Origin of the sequence: Neorhizobium puerariae (assembly GCF_042429745.1) — a bacterium.
In the GTDB taxonomy this organism is placed as follows: domain Bacteria; phylum Pseudomonadota; class Alphaproteobacteria; order Rhizobiales; family Rhizobiaceae; genus Neorhizobium; species Neorhizobium puerariae.
On the sequence record NZ_JBHMAA010000011.1, the window covers coordinates 99,760 to 119,201 of the forward strand.

The 19,442-nt window shown below is 63.1% G+C and carries 19 protein-coding genes; 11 read left to right on the forward strand and 8 right to left on the reverse strand.

Annotated elements, in window-relative coordinates; all coding sequences use genetic code 11:
* Positions 1–78: 78 nt before the first annotated feature.
* The 7 genes from ACFFP0_RS09225 to ACFFP0_RS09255 all read left to right on the forward strand — a co-directional run bounded on the left by ACFFP0_RS09225 (position 79) and on the right by ACFFP0_RS09255 (position 7,931).
* Positions 79–948, forward strand: a complete 870-nt coding sequence (locus ACFFP0_RS09225; RefSeq protein ID WP_377259392.1) for a metallophosphoesterase family protein — start codon at positions 79–81, stop codon at positions 946–948.
* Positions 941–1,864 (forward strand): ABC transporter permease, encoded by a 924-nt coding sequence (locus ACFFP0_RS09230; protein ID WP_377259395.1) that lies wholly within the window; start codon positions 941–943, stop codon positions 1,862–1,864. The genes ACFFP0_RS09225 and ACFFP0_RS09230 overlap by 8 nt, the downstream gene beginning before the upstream one ends.
* Positions 1,861–2,781 (forward strand): ABC transporter permease, encoded by a 921-nt coding sequence (locus ACFFP0_RS09235; RefSeq protein WP_377259398.1) that lies wholly within the window; start codon positions 1,861–1,863, stop codon positions 2,779–2,781. Before ACFFP0_RS09230 ends, ACFFP0_RS09235 begins: the two co-directional genes overlap by 4 nt.
* Before the next feature lie 108 nt (positions 2,782–2,889).
* Positions 2,890–4,443: an ABC transporter substrate-binding protein gene (locus ACFFP0_RS09240; RefSeq protein ID WP_377259401.1), complete on the forward strand. Its 1,554-nt coding sequence runs from the start codon at positions 2,890–2,892 to the stop codon at positions 4,441–4,443.
* 59 nt (positions 4,444–4,502) lie between these two features.
* Positions 4,503–6,299 carry an ABC transporter ATP-binding protein gene (locus tag ACFFP0_RS09245; RefSeq protein WP_377259404.1) on the forward strand — a complete coding sequence of 599 codons (1,797 nt, stop codon included), beginning with the start codon at positions 4,503–4,505 and terminating at the stop codon, positions 6,297–6,299.
* Positions 6,300–6,467: 168 nt separating this feature from the next.
* Positions 6,468–6,728 (forward strand): hypothetical protein, encoded by a 261-nt coding sequence (locus tag ACFFP0_RS09250; RefSeq protein WP_377259407.1) that lies wholly within the window; start codon positions 6,468–6,470, stop codon positions 6,726–6,728.
* Between the two features lie 297 nt (positions 6,729–7,025).
* Positions 7,026–7,931 carry a LysR substrate-binding domain-containing protein gene (locus tag ACFFP0_RS09255; RefSeq protein ID WP_377259410.1) on the forward strand — a complete coding sequence of 302 codons (906 nt, stop codon included), beginning with the start codon at positions 7,026–7,028 and terminating at the stop codon, positions 7,929–7,931.
* Between the two features lie 132 nt (positions 7,932–8,063).
* Here the strand turns inward: ACFFP0_RS09255 and ACFFP0_RS09260 are convergent, their stop codons facing one another.
* Both ACFFP0_RS09260 and ACFFP0_RS09265 read right to left on the reverse strand, forming a co-directional pair.
* A complete protein-coding gene (locus tag ACFFP0_RS09260; RefSeq protein ID WP_377259413.1) occupies positions 8,064–8,756 on the reverse strand; it encodes an SDR family NAD(P)-dependent oxidoreductase in 693 nt (230 codons plus the stop codon).
* 11 nt (positions 8,757–8,767) lie between these two features.
* Positions 8,768–9,970, reverse strand: a complete 1,203-nt coding sequence (locus ACFFP0_RS09265; protein ID WP_377259416.1) for a pyridoxal phosphate-dependent aminotransferase — start codon at positions 9,968–9,970, stop codon at positions 8,768–8,770.
* Positions 9,971–10,400: 430 nt separating this feature from the next.
* On the opposite strand from ACFFP0_RS09265, the gene ACFFP0_RS09270 reads away from it, so the two are divergent.
* Genes ACFFP0_RS09270 through ACFFP0_RS09285 form a run of 4 tightly spaced genes read left to right on the forward strand, consistent with a single transcriptional unit; the run spans position 10,401 to position 14,349 of the window.
* Entirely contained in the window at positions 10,401–11,333 is a 933-nt protein-coding gene (locus ACFFP0_RS09270; protein WP_377259419.1) for an ABC transporter permease, read from the forward strand.
* A complete protein-coding gene (locus tag ACFFP0_RS09275) occupies positions 11,330–12,133 on the forward strand; it encodes an ABC transporter permease (protein ID WP_377259422.1) in 804 nt (267 codons plus the stop codon). The genes ACFFP0_RS09270 and ACFFP0_RS09275 overlap by 4 nt, the downstream gene beginning before the upstream one ends.
* Before the next feature lie 26 nt (positions 12,134–12,159).
* On the forward strand, positions 12,160–13,236 hold the full coding sequence (locus ACFFP0_RS09280; RefSeq protein ID WP_377259425.1) for an ABC transporter substrate-binding protein: 1,077 nt from the start codon (positions 12,160–12,162) through the stop codon (positions 13,234–13,236).
* A gap of 9 nt (positions 13,237–13,245) precedes the next feature.
* Positions 13,246–14,349, forward strand: a complete 1,104-nt coding sequence (locus ACFFP0_RS09285) for an ABC transporter ATP-binding protein (protein ID WP_377259428.1) — start codon at positions 13,246–13,248, stop codon at positions 14,347–14,349.
* Between the two features lie 130 nt (positions 14,350–14,479).
* Here the strand turns inward: ACFFP0_RS09285 and ACFFP0_RS09290 are convergent, their stop codons facing one another.
* Genes ACFFP0_RS09290 through ACFFP0_RS09315 form a run of 6 tightly spaced genes read right to left on the reverse strand, consistent with a single transcriptional unit; the run spans position 14,480 to position 19,244 of the window.
* Positions 14,480–15,247 (reverse strand): 5-oxoprolinase subunit PxpA, encoded by a 768-nt coding sequence (locus ACFFP0_RS09290; protein ID WP_377259431.1) that lies wholly within the window; start codon positions 15,245–15,247, stop codon positions 14,480–14,482.
* Positions 15,248–15,270: 23 nt separating this feature from the next.
* A complete protein-coding gene (locus tag ACFFP0_RS09295; protein ID WP_377259434.1) occupies positions 15,271–16,269 on the reverse strand; it encodes a 5-oxoprolinase subunit C family protein in 999 nt (332 codons plus the stop codon).
* Positions 16,266–16,979 (reverse strand): 5-oxoprolinase subunit PxpB, encoded by a 714-nt coding sequence (gene pxpB, locus ACFFP0_RS09300; protein ID WP_377259437.1) that lies wholly within the window; start codon positions 16,977–16,979, stop codon positions 16,266–16,268. The genes ACFFP0_RS09295 and pxpB overlap by 4 nt, the downstream gene beginning before the upstream one ends.
* Entirely contained in the window at positions 16,976–17,410 is a 435-nt protein-coding gene (locus ACFFP0_RS09305) for a hypothetical protein (RefSeq protein WP_377259440.1), read from the reverse strand. Before ACFFP0_RS09305 ends, pxpB begins: the two co-directional genes overlap by 4 nt.
* Positions 17,407–18,801 (reverse strand): acetyl-CoA carboxylase biotin carboxylase subunit, encoded by a 1,395-nt coding sequence (accC, locus tag ACFFP0_RS09310; protein WP_377259443.1) that lies wholly within the window; start codon positions 18,799–18,801, stop codon positions 17,407–17,409. The genes ACFFP0_RS09305 and accC overlap by 4 nt, the downstream gene beginning before the upstream one ends.
* Positions 18,801–19,244 carry an acetyl-CoA carboxylase biotin carboxyl carrier protein gene (locus ACFFP0_RS09315; protein ID WP_377259446.1) on the reverse strand — a complete coding sequence of 148 codons (444 nt, stop codon included), beginning with the start codon at positions 19,242–19,244 and terminating at the stop codon, positions 18,801–18,803. Before ACFFP0_RS09315 ends, accC begins: the two co-directional genes overlap by 1 nt.
* Positions 19,245–19,442 lie beyond the last annotated feature (198 nt).

Here is a 19,442-nt window from a genome sequence, read left to right on the forward strand (position 1 = left end):
TTCATGAGTCTGTCACAGAGAGGCTCTAACTCTCATGGCGAGAAGAGGCAGGCCGATTGATCGAGAGGAATTCGACCCATGAAGATCGCCGTCATTACGGATATCCACCACGGACCGTTGTCCCACACGAAAGACCCTGACTGGAACGGCCTGCCGGTTCTCCGGGAATTCATCGACCGCGCCGTCGCCGAAAAGGCGGACCTCGTGCTCGATCTCGGCGATCACATTTCCGACACGACCCATGAGGCGGACCATCGGGCGATGTCGGAAGTGGCGGAGATCTTCAAGGCCTTTCCCGGCCGGCGCGTCCATGTGCTTGGCAATCACGACGTGGTCAATCTGTCGATCGCCGAAAACGAGGAGATCTTCGGCCAGTCGATGGCGAGCGCGGTCACCGATCTTGGCGATTTCCGGCTTGTCGCATGGCAGCCCGGCGTCGTCATCACCCGCGGTGTCGGCTTTGCGAATGCCGCAGACCATCTGGACTGGCTGGTCGAGACGCTGAATGCCGACGAGCGTCCGGCCGTCATCGCAACCCATGTGCCGCTGTCGGGCCATTCGCAGACCGGCAACTACTATTTCCAGCGCAGCCCGCACTACTCGACCTATCCGGATCATGAGACGGTGCGCAAGGCGGTGGAGGCGACGGGAAAGGCTGCGCTGTGGCTCTCCGGCCATGTGCACTGGAACACGGTGACCAATATCGGCAACGTCCAGCATGTGACGATCCAGTCGCTCAGCGAGCGCTTCACCACGGCGCCGCTCACCGCGGCCGCCCATGCGCTCGTCGAAATCAGGGACGGCCAGTTCACGGTGGATGTCCACGGCAACGACCCGTTCCATGCGCGCCTGCCTTTCCGCCGGTCCGGCGACCGGCCCTGGATGGCCCCGATGCCACCCCTCGATCAGGCCGACCAGCGCCCGGACGCGGAGCGGCTCCGTGCTTGAGTTCCTGACGAGGCGGGCACTCGCGGCTGTCGCCACACTCGTCGTTGTCGTGACCGCGGTGTTCTTTGCGACGCGCGTTTCCGGCAACGCCATGGACTACCTGCTGCCGCCCGGCACCGATGCGGCGACAGTCGGGGCCATGGTCGAGCATTTCGGTCTCGACCAACCCATGTGGTACCAGTTCGTACGCTTCATATCGGGTCTCCTGCAGGGCGATCTGGGCATCAGCCTCTTCGAGCGGCGATCGGTCGTCGAAATCTATGCGGAGCGTCTGCCGAACACGCTGAAGCTCTTCACGCTCGCCCTGCTGCTTTCCATCGCGGCCGGGCTGCCGCTCGGCATCATGGCCGCGCTTCACCGCGGCAAGGCGATCGGCTCGGCGATCATGGGCTTTGCCTTCTTCGGTTATGCAACACCGAATTTCGTCCTGGCGATCGTCATGATCCTGGTCTTCTCGCTGAAGCTGCATTGGCTGCCGAGTTCGGGCTCGATGACGCTCGTGCATTTCCTCATGCCCGCGGTCGTCCTGTCGGCGCTGATGATGGCGGAGATCATCCGCTTCACCCGCAATTCCATGCTGGAGGTGATGACGCAGGACTATATGCGGACGGCAAGGGCGAAAGGCCTGCCCAGCCTGACGGTCATCGGCAAGCATGCGCTGCGCAATGCGGCAATTCCGGTCGTGACCGTCATCGGCCTGCAGGTGGCCGGCATGGTGGCGCGCTGCGTGCTGGTGGAAGCGGTATTCGCCACCAAGGGAATAGGCGACCTGATCGTCTTCGCCGCCATCGGCCGCGATTATCCCGTCCTCCAGTTCGGGGTCATCCTGATCGCCACGCTGGTGGTGACCACGTCTCTTCTCATCGATCTCATCTACGCCCTTATCGATCCTCGTGTGAAGGTGACCGCATCATGAGCGACATGGCTGCTTCGATGAACAGCGCCCGGCTGAATGCCCCGCCGGCGCCACGTCCGCGCAGGCGCCGTAAGGGCCTTGCGCGCCTGATCACCAGGACGACCCCGGTGACCTGGCTCGTCTTTCTCGCCACGCTGCTCACCCTGCTTGCGGCAGCGGCGGGCCCGGCGCTCGTGCCCTTCGATCCGGACGCCCAAACGCTTCTCGCCCGGCTGCGCCCGCCGCTCGGCTTCGAGCGCGCCATGGTCTCCCATCCGTTCGGCACGGACGAACTCGGCCGCGACATGCTTTCGCGCACCCTGCACGGGCTGCGGCTCACCCTGCTGATCGCGCTGACGGGCAGCGTCATCAGTCTTGTCGTCGGCGTCCTCGCGGGCATCGTGGCAGGCTATCTTCGCGGTCCTGTCCCGGCCTTCATCATGGCGCTGGTGGACATCCAGCTCGCGGTGCCCTTCACCCTGATCGCACTTCTGGTCGTGGCGATCTTCGGCAATGCGCTGCCGGTGCTGATCGCGGTCATCGGCCTTTCCGGCTGGGAAGTATATGCCCGCGTGGTGCGGGCTCAGGTGCTCACCGTCTCGCGCCAGCCTTTCGTGGAGGCCGCGCGCGCCGCCGGCGCCTCGCACCTGCGCATCCTGATCCGCCATGTGCTGCCGAACGTGATCTCGCCGGTCATCGTCGTCTGGACCATGACCTTCTCGGCGCTGATCCTGCTGGAATCCTCGCTGTCCTTCCTCGGCCTCGGCGTCCAGCCGCCCACGGCGACGCTCGGCTCCATGGTCGGCTCTGGCCGTGACTATCTGGCGACCAATCCATGGATCGCGCTGGTCCCGTCGGTCGCCATCATGTTCGTCTCGCTGCTGGTGCTCCTGATCGGCGACTGGCTGCGCGATGCGCTCGACGTCAAGCTGAAATGACTGCCCGGCGGCCCGCTGCCGCCGGTTCCGGAAAGCTTCCGCTCTGCCCGACCGCGCCGCATCAGCGGTCGGACGGGACCCCTTTGTCGAAAAAAGGAAATCTGCCCCATGAAAAACAAGTCTCTCCTCCTGATCGCATCCGCGCTTCTGCTGTCGACTTCGGCAATGGCGTCGGAGCTGCGCGTCGGCCTGCAGAACCTGCCGCCCTATGTCGATCCCGGCAAGGATCACAGCAATACGGGCTCGCAGGTCTATTACAACGCCTTCGATCCGTTGATCGAAAAGGACTATTCGAACCCGAAGGCTGTCTTCAGGCCGGGGATCGCCAAGGAATGGAAACAGGTCTCGCCGACCGTTTTCGAAGTCAAGATCCGCGACGACGTGAAGTTTCACAACGGCGAGGCGCTGACGGTCGACGATGTCGTCTTCACCTTCGAGCGGCTGATCAAGGAAATGACGCCGGAATATGCGAGCATCCGCCGTCAGTTCTTCGCGAACTTCACCAGGGTCGAAGCGGTCGATGCGACGACGGTTCGCTTCACCACCGAAAAGCCCGAGCCGCTTTTCGAAACCCTGCTGAACGCCACGCAGGGCTCCATCGTACCGAAGAAGTACATCATGGGGCTGACGGGCGACCCGAACGTGGCTGAAAAGGCCGATTTCGACGCCTTCGCCCTGAAGCCGGTCGGCACCGGTCCCTACGGCATCTCCGCCTTCCAGCCGGGAGAGACCCTCGTCTACACCAAGTTCGACGGTTTCTTCGGCGAGAAGGCGCCCTTCGACAAGGTCTCGATGCGCCGCATCGCCGAAATGGCGACCCGCACCACCGCACTCGCCAATGGCGAGGTCGATCTCATCACCAACGTGCCGCCGGACCAGATCGACGCCATCGCCTCCAACCCGAACCTGAAGGTCGAGGGAGCGGTGACCCCGCTCTTCCACGTCGTGATCTTCCAGACCCGCAATCCGAAAATGGCCGACAAGCGGCTGCGCCGGGCCCTCAGCCTCGCGATCGACCGCAACCTCCTGAACGAAGCGCTCTGGCTCGGCAAGGCGGTGGTTCCGGGCAGCCACACCTATCCGCAATACGGCGACCTCTACATGCCGGAGCTCAAGACCTTCGAATACAATCCGGAAAAAGCCAGGCAGCTCCTCAAGGAGGCCGGCTACAACGGCGAGCCAATCCGCTTCGATACCGACGCGGTCTATTACACCAACGGCCTGCTGGCCGCCCAGGCGATCAAGGAAATGTGGGCTGCGGTCGGCGTGACCATGACCCTCAACGTCGATCCCAAATGGACCGGCGCAGACCCGGAAATGAACGCCCGCAACTGGTCGAACCCGATGTATTTCGCGGACCCCGCCGGCTCGTTCGGCACCATGTGGTCCCCGAAGGGCGCCGGCACCACCGGTTCCTGGTCCTCCAACCCGGCCTATGAGGCGCTCTGGGAACGCTTTCGCTACTCGACCGATGTCGCCCAGCGCCGGAAGGCCTATGCGGAGATCATGGACTACGTGAAGGAGGAGGCGCCGTTCGTCGTGCTCTACCAGCCCTACGAATCCTATGGCCTCAGCCGCAAGATCGCCTGGAAGCCGCTGCCGGGCCATATTCCCTACGTCCTGAACTTCCGCGCCGGCGCCGTCTCGGCTGCCACCAACTGAGCGAAACAGGCCGCCGGCCGGATGAGGCCGGCGGCTTCCTTCCATTTCAAGGATTGGTCATGACCGGGACATCGCTGCTCGACGTTGAAAACCTGCGCGTCACCTTCAGGACCGGGAACGGGATATTCACCGCGGTGGACAATCTCACATTCTCCGTCGGCCCCAGCGAATGCGTGGCGATCGTCGGCGAGAGCGGCTCGGGCAAGTCGGTGACGGCGATGTCGATCCTCGGGCTCACCGCCTTCAACGGAGGCACGATCGCAGCCGGCGCCATCCGTTTCCGGCGCCGGAACGGATCGACATCCGATCTCGCACGGCTTGACGAACCGGAGTTCCGGAAGATCCGCGGCGACGAGATCGCCATGATCTTCCAGGAGCCGATGACCAGCCTTAACCCCGTCTTCTCGATCGGCGAGCAGATCGCCGAGGTGATCCGCCACCATCGCGACGTCGATACGGCGGAAGCCGCCGCACAGGCGCTCGAGCTTTTGAAGCGCGTACGGATTCCCGAGGCGGAAACGCGTTTCAGACAATATCCGCATGAGCTTTCCGGCGGGATGCGCCAGCGTGTGGTGATCGCCATGGCGCTCGCATGCCGGCCGAAGCTGCTGATCGCCGACGAGCCGACGACGGCGCTCGACGTCACGATCCAGGCGCAGATCCTCGACCTGCTGCAGGAGCTTGCGAAGCAATCCGACATGTCGCTGCTTTTCATCACCCACGACATGGGCGTCGTGGCGCAGATCGCCGACCGGGTGATTGTCATGCGCCACGGCAACAAGGTGGAGGAGAATGCAACCGGGCCGCTTTTCTCCGCACCCCGGCAGCCTTACACCCGCCAGCTTCTTGCGTCCGTGCCACGGCTCGGCTCGATGAAGCCGTTTGCCGGACCGCGCCGTTTCGGCGACGAGACGCCGGATCGGGAGCCGGCGCCGGAGCCTGCAAAGCCGCTGCTTTCCGTGCGCGATCTCGTCACCCGCTTTCCGGTGCGGGCAGGAGCGCTGCAGCGCCACGTCGCCAACGTGCATGCGGTGGAAGGCGTTTCCTTCGATCTCGGCCGTGGCGAGACGCTGTCGCTGGTCGGTGAAAGCGGCTGCGGCAAGTCCACGACCGGCCGCTCGATCCTGAGGCTGGTGGAGCCGACCTCGGGGCGTATCGAGCTCTTCGGCGAAGATATGCTTGGCCTGCGCGGGGAGCGGCTGCGGACGCGCCGGCGCGATATGCAGATCGTCTTCCAGGACCCCTATGCGGCGCTCGATCCACGCCTGCCGGCCTTCGATCAGGTCGCCGAGCCGATGGTGATACATGGCACGGAAACGGGCAGCGCGCTCCACGACCGCGTCGTGTGGCTTATGGAGCGGGTCGGGCTTTCCGCCGATCACCTCGACCGTTATCCGCACGAGTTCTCCGGCGGTCAGCGCCAGCGGCTCTGCATCGCGCGAGCGCTTGGCCTTTCCCCGAAACTGATCATCGCCGACGAACCCGTCTCGGCCCTCGACGTTTCGGTGCAGGCTCAGGTCGTCAACCTGATGATCGAGCTGCAGGAGGAACTCGGCCTTTCCTACCTCTTCATCTCGCACGACATGGCGGTGGTCGAGCGGATGAGCCACCGCGTCGCGGTGATGCAGCTCGGAGGGATCGTCGAAATCGGCCCGCGCGCCGAAGTCTTCGGCAATCCGCGCCATCCCTATACGCAGACATTGCTCTCGGCCGTGCCCAATCCGGACCCGGAAATGCGCAGGGAGGCCGCCTTGCCGCTGGCGCAGCTTTCCTCCCCGGTGCGTCCACTCGGTTATGCGCCGCCGGCGCCCGTCTATGAAGATGTCGGAAATGGGCATCGGGTGCTTGTGAATTAAGAGCCGCCGATCAACGGGCGGCAAACTGCCTGCCGTTCGCTTCACGGATGACCGGGCCGGACGACCCGAACCAGGCCCCGGAGGATTCTCCGCCTTCATCTGCAATTGGCCGCCACATCAAAAAACTGTCGCATGGCGGGTGTAGGGCGAGGGCGAAAGGACCAGAGAATGCGACACGATCTATCCATACCCGAGGCCGTCGCCGATCCGTTGATCGGACAGCTCCGCCGCGCGGACGGAATATCCGATCAAGCGTTCGCCAAACTGCTCCTGGCCGCGGCCGACGCCTATCGCGCAAGCGCGATCCTGAAAATCCATCATCGGCGGGCGGACGTGTTCTACCGAACCATCGGCGCAGGCTCCCTGGAGGCTCCGGTTCGTTCGAGAGTGCCTGAATGGAGCGTTCAGGGCGCCATTTCCGAGTGGTAGTGAAGCAGCCCGAGCGACCGGATACGTTGGCGACGCCGATCACCCTGCTGAAAGATAGCATCCTGGCTGTGAAAGCGGGTTCATCGCCGCTCGCGGCCCACCGGCCGGATATCCGCTCGAAAGTGCGTTCGTCAGCGGGCGGAGCCGGGTGATTCTGTCATCAGGCGTGACAAACCTTCCGATTCGCCGCGAAGATCGATTCCGTGCCCGCCTTGGCAGGATGCGTTTCAGTTCTGGACAGAGAGCCCGATTGCGCCTTTTATCCTTCCCGAGATTACCAGGGAATATCATCGCGAAATGGACATCAGGCGTTTGAGATCGTTCATCACGATCGTCGACATGGGAAGCATAACAAGAGCGGCCGACATGCTGCACATCGCCCAACCCGCGCTCAGCCAGCAGCTCGCAAGCCTGGAGGAACATTTCCGCCAGAAACTTCTCACGCGAAGCCAGCAGGGCGTCGTCATGACGGATGCCGGAAAGGTCGTATACCGCCACGCGCAGGTCATCCTGAGGCAGATGGAACAGGCGCAGGCGGAAGCGCTGGAGGCGGGCGCCGTGCTGTCGGGCCGCGTGTCGGTCGGGCTTGCGCCCTTCAGCAGCGCGGCGACCCTTGCCCTTCGCCTGCTTGAGGAGACGAAGCGGCTCCATCCGGGCATTCTTCTTCACATCACCGAAAGCGTCAGCCAGCCCTATAGCCAGATGATCATGAACGGCCGCCTGGAGATGGGGCTGATCCACGGCAGGGGGCCGATCAGAGGCGTGAAGTTCGAACCGCTGCTCCGCGAGGAGTTCGTTCTCGTCGTGCACAAGAGCTTCGGCGTCTCGCCGGACAGCGCGACGATTGCGGTCTCCGAACTGTCGGCCCTGCCTTTCGTCCTGCCTCCGGCCTACAATTTCGTCCGCCGGGCAATCGATCTCGCCTTCACCCGCAGCCGCAAGGATCTGGTGGTCGTGGCCGAGGTGGAATCAGTCCGGACGATCGCCCGTGCGGTCGACGCGATCCTGGGCGCCACCATCATGCCCAAGGCGATTGCCGAGCGCATAGTGGCGGAATCCGCGCAGGAAATTGTCGTGAGGCAGATTGCCAGCCCGACGATCGAGGAGACGCTGTCGCTTTGCATCTCGGACAGCACGCCCCTGTCGGAGCCGGCCCTGGCGGTGAAGGATATTCTGGTCAAGCTGACGGAGACGCTGAAATAGCGTCTCCTATGCTTCGGTCGCTCCGCTACAGCATCGGCCCGAAAATTGGAATCGATTTTCGGAAAGCATGATGCGTAGATTCAATAAGTTAGAGCGCCGTGCGTCCGAAAGGACGCACGGCGCTCTAAAGCATCAAAGCATCGCTTCCTTGCGGCAATTCACGAGAAGTTCGGCGACCGAGAGATTGTTCGGCAGACGCAGAAGGATCTCCACCATTTCCGCGAGGTCGCCGGGCTGGGTCATATCCTCGCGGGTGACTTCCGTTTCCCCGGCGGTCATGTCCGTGGCGATGTAGCCGGGGCACAGGGCCGTTGCGCGGATGCCGCTGTCCCAGCATTCCTGCCGGACGCCGTGCGTGAGCGCGACGACCGCAAATTTGGTCATGGCATAGCCGACATTCGAGCCGACGCGGCGCCCGGCCAGGGAGGCGACATTGATCACCCTTCCCTGGCCGGTCCTGATCAGGTGAGGGAGGGCGGCTCGGGTGACCCGCAACGGGCCTTTCACGTTGACGCGCCACATCCGGTCGAGGCTCTCCTCTCCCTCATCCATGACGCGGACCTTGGGATTGATGCCGGCGCAGTTCACCAAGGCATCGATGCGCCCATGCCGCGCGGCAACGGCCGAAACCCAGGCTTCGGCGGTGCCCGTTTCCTCCGCATCGTAGCGATCGACCGAAAGGCGTTCCTTTCCGGCAACCGACGCGGGGTTGCGCGCGCCGCCGGCAACGGTGAAACCCGCCGCCAGAAGCCTGTCGGTGATCGCAAGGCCAAGGCCCCGGGACGCACCCGAAACCATTACCACGCGGCCAGTTCCTTCGAGCATGATGACCTCCTCTATTTCATGCCATGGCAGAATTCGGCAATGCGAGCGCAGCCTTCCGCCAGGTTCTCCATGCTCGTCGCATAGGAAAGGCGGAAGAAGGGGCTCATGCCATAGGCGGCGCCCTGAACGGTCGCGACCTGGTGCTCTTCGACGAGGGCCATCACGAAATCGGTGTCGCTCTCGATGCGACGGCCGCCCTGGGTGGTCTTGCCGATCAGTTCGGCGATGTTCGGGAAGATATAGAAGGCGCCTTCGGGCCGATGGCAGCGAATCCCGTCGATTTCCCCCAGCCGGTCGAGGACGAAGTCGCGCCGCGTTTTGTAGATCGCCGCGCGTTCCTTCAGCAGATCCTGCGGGCCGTCAAGGACCGCCACGCCCGCCGCCTGCACCACGGTCGCGACACCGCCGCTGTTTTGCGTGTTGACGTTGCTGACGGCCTTGATGAGGTCCTTCGGTCCGCCGCAGAAGCCGAGGCGCCATCCGGTCATGGCATAGGCCTTGGATGCGCCGTTGACGGTCAGGACCCGGTCGTAGAGCCTCGGCTCCACCTCGGCAATCGTGCAGAATTCGAAGTCGTCATAGATCAGATGCTCGTACATGTCGTCGGTCATGATCCAGACATGCGGATGACGCAGCATGACTTCGGCGATCGCCGCCATCTCGGCCCGCGAGCAGGCCGCACCGGTCGGATTGTTGGGGAAGTTCAGAAGCAGCCATTTGGTCTTCGGCGTGATGGCGGCCTCCAGATCTTCGGCGCGCAGCTTGAAGCCGTTGTTCTGCGGGCAGTTGACCGGTACGGGAATCCCGCCCGCGAACTTGACGATATCGGCGTAGCTGATCCAGGAGGGCGAGGGGATGACCACTTCGTCGCCGGGATCGCATGTCGCCATGATCGCGTTGAAGATGATCTGCTTGCCGCCGCCGGCCACCAGAATCTGGCTGAGATCGTAATCCAGATTGTTGTCGCGCTTGAACTTGCGCTGAATGGCGGCCCTGAGGGCGGGGGTGCCATCGACCGGCGGGTATTTGGTGTCGCCCGCAAGCGCGGCGGCATGCGCGGCCTCGACGGCATGGGCCGGCGTGGAAAAGTCGGGTTCGCCCGAGGAGAGGCTGATCACCTTGATGCCCTGCGCTGCGAGGTCACGGGCTTTCTGGGTCATGGCGACCGAGGCGGAAACGGTAACATTGCTGAGGCGCTGGGCTATGGCGGGCATGGGATTGCTTTCGATTTATGGCGACGAAGGTGCCCGGCATCGCGATGCCCGGGCATTGAGGAGAAGGTTACGGGAAGTGGTCGCCGTTTCTCCAATAGCTCTTCGATGTGAGGCCATAGGAGATTCCGATGAATTGCCCGGACAGCGGCGGCAAAGTCCATAAGCGTAACCGATGACCGCAGAAGAAGAAAATATTATGCGCCACCCCGCCGCCTCACTAAGCTCGTGGCAACAAACAAGGGAACGACCTCCTCGACGATCTGCTCCTGACGGCAGGCGATAAAAGCAGGAGATGGCACCAGGCACCGGCGATAAGCCGGTCGCATCTCGATAGGGAGCATACTCAAGCAAATTATCTTGGGCACGGACGGCGATCGCCATCCGGCTCGATGCGATGCTTCATGCCCTGGTCAACGCGACGGGAGTATAGATGTCGGATATTGCAATCAGGAAGCAGGACCCCGCACAAGGCCGTGACGTCTTCGGCTGGAAGGCAATCGAGCGCAGGCTTTTCACGCCCGGCGTACTGATACTGCCGCTCCTCATCTTCCTGCTGTTCTTCTTCTTCATTCCCGCGATACGCCTGATGATCTTCAGCGTGATGACGCAGAACGCCCAGGGCGTCATCGGAGCGCCGTTCACGCTCGATCACTACATTCGTTTCTTCGAGGTCGATCTCTACCGGAAGGTGCTCTGGGCGACGATCCGGATCAGCCTCATCACCTCCGTCATTGCGGCCATACTGGCCTATCCGGTCGCGACCGTTCTCGTCAGGGGCAGCATCGTCACGACCCGGATCATCACTCTCGTCGTCATCGCGCCGCTGGCCGTCAGCGTCGTGGTCCGCGCCTATGGCTGGCAGCTCATCCTCGGCAACGGTCCGACGGGGCTGCTGAACTACGTGCTGATCAACCTGGGTATCATCGAAAGCCCGCTGGCCCTGCTTTTCTCCGATGCGGCAGTGGTCATCGGCTCCATTCACATCTTCTTTCCGATGATGGTGCTGCCGCTTTCCTCGGCGCTCGGAAAGATCGATCCGAATATCCAGCAGGCCGCCCGCACGCTCGGCGCTCCGGCCTGGAAGGTGTTCGTGCGGATCACCTTTCCTCTCAGTCTTCCGGGGCTGGTGGCCGGCTTCACCCTGGTCTTCTCGCTTGCGTCCGCATCCTACGTCATCCCGGCCCTGATCGGCGGACCGGGTTCGCAGATGCTCGGAAACATGGTCGAGCAACAGGTTCTTGCAGTCTACGACTGGCCGTTCGGCGCCACCATCGCAACGATCCTGATCTTCATCGTCATCCTCATCAACGCCGTGTCGATGAAGCTTCTCGGCGGGCGCCGCATCAAGGCGAGTGCACAATGAACAACAAGCTGACAGGCACGTCCGCCGCAATACTCTACGCGATCACCGCCGCGATGATGATCTTCATCCTCGCTCCGATCGTCCTCGTCATCGCGATCTCCTTTTCGGACAGCTACTTCGTGACCTTCCCGCCGGAAGGCTTCACCTTCCGCTGGTATGCGGCGGTGATGCAGAACGAGGAGTTCACATCAGGGCTCGCGTTCAGTTCCGCGCTGGCCGTTTCGACGACCATGCTTTCCGTGTCGCTGAGCGTTCCGGCCGCCTTCGCGCTGGCGCGGGGGGAATTCCTCGGCCGATCGCTTGTCAAGGGGCTGATGCTCTCGCCGCTGATCTTCCCGGTTCTGGTGACCGGCCTTGCGCTGCTGCAGCTCTTCTCCGGCTATGGCTGGATGGATACCAAGCTGAAGCTGCTGATCGCGCACACCGTGGTCACCTCGCCCTACGTGATCCGCACGGTTCTCACCAGCCTGCAGCTCGTCAACCCGAACCTCGAAGAAGCGGCCAGAACGCTCGGCGCAACGCGCTGGAAGACCTTCACCCGCGTGATCTTCCCGCAGATCGCGCCCGGCGTCGCGTCCGGTTCGATCTTCTGCTTCATGGTGTCGTTCGACAACTATCCCGTTTCGATGTGGCTGGCCGACTCCGCCAACCTGCCGGTGCCGATCGTGCTCTACCGCCAGATCGGCACGGTGTTCGATCCATCGGTCGCGACCATGTCCACCATCATCATCGTTCTGGCGGTCGCCGTCGTGCTGATCCTCGACCGGCTCGTCGGCCTTCGCCGGGCAATGGCAATGTAAACTCAACAACAGAGAGGGGTACCGAAATGACCAGCAAATCCGTCATCCTGAAACGTCGCAGCTTCCTGACGGTCACCGCAGGAGTGCTTGCCACGCCTTATTTCTACACCGCCGCCTCCGCTCAGGACCGGACGATGTATGTCGGCGTCTACAATTCCGCCCAGGGCGGTCTCATCAAGAAGGAAGTCATTCCGGCCTTCGAAAAAGAATACAAGTGCCGCGTCCTGACGACCGAAGGGGCGACCCTCGCCAATATCGCCACGCTGCGCGCCACCCGCGACAATCCTCAATACAGCGTCATGTCGATGGACGACGTTGGCGTTCCGCAGGCCAAGGAGGAGGGGCTAATCGAACAGCTTCCGATGGACCAGATCCCGAACCTCAGGAAGGTCTACTCCCGGTATCTCTTCGAGGATAATTTCGGCGTCGGCTTCGCCATCTCGATCGCCGGCCTGTTCTACAATCCGAAGACCGGCAAGCCGTTCGAGAGCTACGAACAGATGTTCGACAAGAAGTATGCCCGCCGCATGCTGCTCAACACGCCGAAGAACACCCAGAGCGTTCTCATGCTGATGGTGGCGGCCGCGCTTGCGAGCGGCAAGCCGCTCAAGGACGCGCAGTACAATACGGATGCCGGCTGGGCGAAGCTCGCCGACCTGAAGCCCAACGTCCTCTCGATCTACGATGCCGAGGCTCAGACCATGATGGTCGCCCAGGGCCAGGCGGACTTCGGCGGGATCGAATATTCGAAGGCGGTCTATCCGCATACGAGGAAGGGAGTGCCGCTGGACATGACCTTCCCGAAGGAAGGCGCCTTCACCGGCATCAACTCGGTGGCGCTGGTGAAGGGCGGGCCGCATCGCGACCTGGCTCTCGCCTATATCAATCGCCTGCTGGACCCCGCGGTACAGAAGATGCTGGCGGAAGCCACCTTGAGCGCCCCGTCCGTGAGCGGCATCGAATTCAGCGAGGATACGGCGAAGTACCTCGCCTATCCCGACAAGAAGATGGAGGCGCTCAACCTCTTCACGCCGGACTGGAAATATATCGTCCCGAGGCGCGCCGAATGGCTCGAAAAGTACAACCAGACCTTTAACGGCTGAGGAACGAGAATGAAATCCGTCGAAGTCCGCTTGGAAAATCTGACCAAGCACTACAGCGGTCAGGTTGTCGCTGTCGACAATGTTTCGCTGACCGTCAAGGCTGGCGAGATACTGGCACTTCTCGGTCCAAGCGGATGTGGGAAAACGACGTGCCTCCGTATGATCGCGGGGCTCGTCGATCCCACCTCTGGCGAAATCGTGGTCGGCGGCAAGCCGACCACGCATACCCCCGTTCATCGCCGGAACGTGGGCATGCTGTTTCAGAACTATGCCCTGTTTCCCCATATGACCGTCGCGGAAAACGTCGCGTTCGGCCTGGAGATGCGCGGCATTTCGAAGGCCGATCGGGAAGGGCGGGTGAAGCAGACCCTGGACCTCGTCCAGCTCCATGCTTTCGGAGACCGTTTCCCGGTGCAGCTCTCAGGTGGCCAGCAACAACGTGTCGCCCTGGCGCGCGCGCTTGTGATCGAGCCGTCCATGCTTCTTCTGGACGAACCGCTCGGCGCCCTGGACAAGGGCTTGAGGGAAAGCATGCAGGTCGAAATCCGCAGCCTGCAGCAGAGGCTCGGCCTTACCACCATCATGGTCACGCACGATCAGGACGAAGCACTGACCATGGCGGACCAGATCGCGGTCATGCATTCGGGCAGGCTCGAGCAGATCGCCCCGGCCGGCGAGATCTACCAGAAGCCCACGACCCGCTTCGTCGCCGGTTTCATCGGCGCCTCGAATTTCTTCGAGGCGTCGGTCCAGCAGCGCAGCGGCCGTTCGGCGAGGCTCGTCACCGCCTCCGGCCTGCTGCTCGACGTCGAGGACACCGGAACGATCCAGGGCGACAAGGTCGTCGTGACGGTTCGGCCGGAAGCGGTGTCCGTGTCTCCGCTGGCCGGCGATGCCGGAGAGAGCAGGGCGAACTCCACCCCGGCGCTGGTCGAGCAGGTCGTCTACCGGGGCTTCATGCTTCACTACTACCTGCGCCTGGACAACGGCGACCGGATGATCGCCTACAGGCAGACGCAGACGGAAGGCTTCGGCAATGCGGTCAGCAGCGCCGGCGACCGGGTGAGGCTGAGCTGGCACGGCGACAGCAACCACCTCATCCAGGTCAATTGACCGGCCCTCGGACGAGCGTCCCGCGGCAAGGCTGCGGGGCGTTCCCTGACGGATGACGAAAACGGCCCGGAAATCGGAGAGCGATTTCCGGGCCGTCTTTTGAACGGAAGAACTGCAACCGTGGCGCGATCTAGGCGAGCACTTCCCGCGCAGGCGCAACCGTACCGCCGCAGGCTTCGATTTCGCTTCGGACGGTGCGCGCCAGCTCAAGGGAGCCGGGCGTATCGCTATGGACGAGGATGGATTTCGCACGCACGGGAATGACATCGCCTTCGATCGTCGTCACGCTTCCCTTTTCCAGGAACTGCCGCACGCGGGCCCGCACCTTTGTCTCGTCCTTGATGACGGAATTGGGCAGCTTGCGCGATACGAGCTGGCCTTTGACGTCATAGGCTCTGTCCGCCAGGAAGAGGTTCAGCACCTTCAGGCCGCAATCCAGAGCGGCCTGCTCGATGGTCATGCCGGGCATCGAGAACACGATCAGGTCCGGATCGATCATCTTCACCTTTTGCATGATCCGCCCGGCGAGCGCCGGCTCGCGATTGATCATGTTGCCCATGGCCGCATGAAAGCTGATGTGGGAGAGAGAGACCTCCTGTGCCCTGGCGATCGCCGACAGGGCGCCGAGCTGGTAGAGGACCTGCTGCTCCATCTCCTCCGCGTCGACGGGAATTTCGCGTCGGCCGAAACCGAGGCGGTCGGAAAGCCCCGGATGGGCGCCGATGCCGACGCCGTGCTGTTTCGCCAGGCGAACCATGCGCGCCATCATTTCCGGGTCGCCCGCATGGAAGCCGCAGGCAATGTTCGCCGAGGAAACCACGCCCATAAGCTGTTCGTCATCGCAGACCTTGTAGACGCCGAAGCCTTCGCCCATGTCGGAATTAAGATCGATTTTCATGGTTCCCTCTCAAGATATCAAGCTTATCGTCTGGTCATGGCGTCGAGCGCCGACAGGACCAGAGGAAAGGTTTTCCGGATGTCGGCGAGATAGGCCTCAATGGACCTTTCGATCTCCAGCGCCTCACGCACGCCGGCTTGAACGAAGCGGATGCGGCTGCCGATCCGCGCCTGCCCGAGACGCCACAGATCGCCATCGACGATGCCGGCGATCTTGGGATAACCCCCGGCCGTGTTGGCTTCGCTCATCTGGATGATCGGCTCACCGCCGGGTGGCACCTGGACGATGCCTGGAATGATGCCGTAGGAGCGCAACTCCACTGGAGCGGACAGCTGGATCGGAGTTCCCGCGAGCCGATAGCCCGTTCGGTCGCTTTGGGAGGTGATCTTCCAGGGTTGGGACCAGAAGCGCTCGGCATCGCTGCCGAAAAGGTCATGTTCACCGGCCGGGATGGCCCGAAGAAGAAGTTCGCCGTCCGGGAATGTCGGGAAGGCGTCCGTCATGGCCTCCGCCGGCGGCAGGACTCCGAGGCCGTTCGCCGGGAATGCGGCATGCTCGACCTGCGCCAGCGCCAGCGTATCGCCGGTCGCAAGCGCGCGTCCCCCATATCCCCCGAAAGCGCCGCGAAGCGAGGTGCTGCGGGACCCCATGACCGGTGGCACATCGACGCCGCCCCGGAAACACAGATAGGCGCGGGCGTGCTTCATTGGCGTGGCCAGTTCCAGGACCTGCCCTTTCTCCGCACGCATGGACCACCACGGAGGCAATTCCCGCCCGCCCAGCCTGGCCACGCAGTCCGCGCCGGTCAGTGCGAAGACCCGGGCCTCCTCGAATTCGATCCGGAAAGGAAAGGTCTGGATTTCGATGCCGGCGGCGTCCTCCGCGTTGCCGACGAGGATATTGCCGACCCGCAGGGCGAGCGGGTCCATGGCGCCGCTCACGGTCACGCCGATATTGCGATATCCCAGGCGTCCGAGGTCCTGGACCGTGTTCAGCGGGCCCGTGGCAAGGATATGGATCATAGCTCGATCCTTTCGGGAAGGAACCTGACCCGGTCGCCGGGGGCAAGCAGCGCTGGCGGCTCCGCCGCCGCATCGAACATGGTGATGTCCGCAAAGCCGAGCGAATTCCAGCCGTTCGGCCCCGTCAGCACCGACACGCCGGTCTGCATTCCGCCGATGGTGACCATTCCCTTGAGCATCCGCAGGGAGGGGACCTTCTTGCGCGGCATGAAGATGCGGGGATCAAGTCCGCCGAGATATCCGAAACCCGGCGCGCTGCCGACCGAGAAGACCGTATAGGTCCGCTCCGCATGGATGCGGACGACCTCCTTGTCGGACAGGCCGGAATAATCGCAGATCGCGGGAAGATCGATGGCGTGTTCGCCGCCGTATGTCATCGGGATTTCAATGGTCTTGCCCAGAAGGTCCAGACCGGAGGTCCGCTGCCATATGTCGAGGATCTCGCCCCGGATCGTATCCGCATCTTCCGGCGTCCTGCGAAGAACGATCAGGAGATTGGTCATGCCGGGAATAAGCTCCAGGACGTCGGGACGATCCTTGAGCGTTCGCGCCAGGGCCCAGATATGCCGCTGCGCAGGCAGGTCCAGCTCGCCGGGCGCTTCGACGAGATAGCTCCGGTTGCCGATCATCGAAATCTTCGGCGCCCCCTCGTGGACAGGCAGGAGACCGGGAGCGTTCAGCGAGGTGTTGCTCATCGAAGTCACCATCATGCTTTGGTTTTGAGAAGGGGGGACCCATATCCGACCAGCGTCTCCGGCTCCGCGACGATGGCGCCGACCGTTCCCGCCTTTTCGGCAAGGACAGGAGCAAGCATCGGACCGATCTTGACGAAGCCCACGACTTCTCCCTGTCCGACGGCCACGCCCTGCTGCGATGCCTTGGCCGGGCGCAGCGGATGGCTCGCCAGGAAAACGCCGGCGATCGGAGCGCGCGCCAATATCGTGCCCTCCTGCACGGGCAAAGCCGTGGTGTTCCGCATGGCCGCGGCATCTTGCGCCCGAACGGGCGCCACGATCTTCAGTTCGCCATCGGCGGTCTGAATTTCAATGGTGGAGACGTTGCAGCGTCCGAGATGGGCCGTCAGTTCCGCGATGATATCGGGCTCGCTGTATCGGGATATCGAATGGGAGCGTTTCTTCATTGTGCGCTCCGCTCGGCAAGCCAGTGTTCGAGATGATGGATATCGGTGCCGCCGGCGACGAACGCCGGGTCTTCGAAGATCCGGCGATGAAGCGGCAGATTGGTGGAGACGCCGTCGATCTGCATTTCCGACAGAGCCCGGCGCATGCGAAGGATCGCCTGCTCACGGGTCGGCGCATGCACGATCAGCTTCGCGATCAGCGAGTCGTAATGGGCGGATACGCGATAGCCTGCCGACACATGGGTATCGACCCGCACACCGGGGCCTCCGGGAAGCCGAAGGCGCGTGATCACGCCGGGAGAGGGTACGAACGTGTAGGGATCTTCGGCGTTGATGCGGCATTCGATCGAATGCCCATCGCAGCCGATGTCGGACTGGCCGATCTCCAGCGGCTGGCCGAGCGCGACGAGCAGTTGCTGGCGAACGAGATCGATCCCCGACGTCATTTCCGTAACCGGATGCTCGACCTGCAGGCGCGTGTTCATCTCGATGAAGTAGAATTCGCCCCTTTCGTATAGAAACTCGAACGTGCCGACACCGCGATAACCGATCTGGCGGCAGGCTTCCACACAGCGGTTTCCGACAAAGGCCGCGACATCCGGCGGGATGCCGATGGCCGGGCCTTCCTCGACGACCTTCTGGTGCCGCCGCTGCATGGAACAGTCGCGCAGGCCGACCCAGACCGCGCCGCCATGGTTGTCGCAAAGAACCTGGATCTCGATATGGCGCGGATGTTCCAGGAACTTTTCGAGATAGAGTTCCGGCGTTCCGAACGCCCGCCGCGCTTCCTCACGCGTTACGAGAACAGCATCCTGCAAGTCCTTGATATCGCGAACGACGCGCATTCCACGGCCGCCTCCACCGCCCGCGGCCTTGACGATGACGGGATAGCCGATCCCGCCGGCGATGTCCGCAATCTCCTGCATGTCTTCCGGCAGGGCGGAATCGGGGCCGGGAACGCAGGGAACGCCGGCCGCCATCATCGCCTTCTTTGCGGCGATCTTGTCGCCCATCGTCCGGATGGCGGACGCGCCCGGGCCGATGAAGACGGCTCCCGCCTCCTCGACCGCCTCGGCAAATGCCGCATTCTCGGACAGGAAGCCGTAGCCCGGATGGACGGCGCCTGCGCCTGTCAATTGCATGGCGAGGAGGATCGCCGGCTTGTTGAGATAGCTCTGGCCGGGCGGGGCGGGGCCGATGCAAACGGCGGTATCGGCCATCGTCAGATAGTCCGCGTCCCTGTCGGCCTCCGAGCATACCATCACGGTCCGAAGGCCGAGCTCGCGGCATGCCCGCTGTACCCGCAATGCGATTTCACCGCGGTTGGCGACGAGGACGCTGTCGAAAGGTTTTTGAACCGCCGTCGAAGGCGTCGAAGGCGAAAAGTCCATCACTCAAGCTCCAGCACCGGCTGGCCGAGCTCCACGTCCTCGCCGTCGTCGGCGAGAATCCTGACGACCCTGCCGCCCCGTTCGGCCTTCACCGTGCTGAAAACCTTCATCGCTTCTATGATGAAAAGCTCCTGCCCCTCGGCGATCTGATCGCCCACATCGACGAAGGGCGGAGCGCCGGGGCTCGGAGCGCGATGAAAGAGACCGAAGGAGGGCGCGGTCACGATCCTGGACTTCGCCGGAGCGGCGGGCGGCGGCGGACCCGTATCTTCCGGCGCGGAGACGGGCTCGCTCGCCTGCGCAAGCGGGGCGCCCTGAGACGGCGCCGCAGGTCCGTCCTCGCGTAATATCCGGACCGTCACACCGTCTTCGGTCACGGCCAATTCCGAAATTCGCGAAGCCCCCACAAATTCGATCAGCTTCTTGATCTTTTCCAGATCCATTCTTCGTTCCCAGCGTCTTCTTCGTTCGGACGGGACTGCGTCGATCCCGGTGGAACGTCGCGCATCGTCCTGCAGCCAATAGCTACCATGTGCGTGGTTCTGATGGGGTCAGACGAAGTTTCTATGGACACCGGTTTGCAGTTTGAAATCCGTGGACCGCATGGTGAAACGGCGGGCAAAACTCCCAAGGAACGGCAT